This is a genomic window from Paenibacillus sp. GbtcB18 (genome assembly GCF_019091125.1).
Taxonomy (GTDB): Bacteria; Bacillota; Bacilli; order Paenibacillales; family NBRC-103111; genus Paenibacillus_F; species Paenibacillus_F chitinolyticus.
In genome coordinates this window covers 1-247 of record NZ_JAGXJX010000658.1, presented here as the reverse complement: position 1 = coordinate 247, position 247 = coordinate 1, and the positions used below count along the sequence as shown (strand labels likewise).

Annotated in this window: 1 protein-coding gene; it reads right to left on the bottom strand. The window is 72.1% G+C overall.

The genetic code is table 11. From position 1 onward, the window contains the following. Positions 1-190 (bottom strand): ATP-binding protein (locus tag KVT34_RS30760; protein ID WP_217563350.1); only part of this gene is annotated, 190 nt, incomplete at its 3' end. Between the last annotated feature and the right edge of the window lie 57 nt (positions 191-247).

The following is a 247-nucleotide window of genomic DNA, read 5'->3' as shown; positions in this document are numbered from 1 at the left end:
CGGTGGCCCGTTCCCGGACGTGCCCGAGCACCGCGGTACGCCCGATCCCCTCCTCCCCGAGGAGCAGCAGGGTCTGGGGAGTGCCGGGCTCGCGCGTCACACACCGCAGGATCCGCTCGATCTCGCCGTCCCGGCCCAGGACGGTGGCCTCGTCGCCGGTCGTGGACTGCTGGGGTGGCTGGACCGTCATTCACTTGCTCCCGTGGCGGTGGCGTTCTCCCTGGCCAGGGCACATCATCGCGGACAC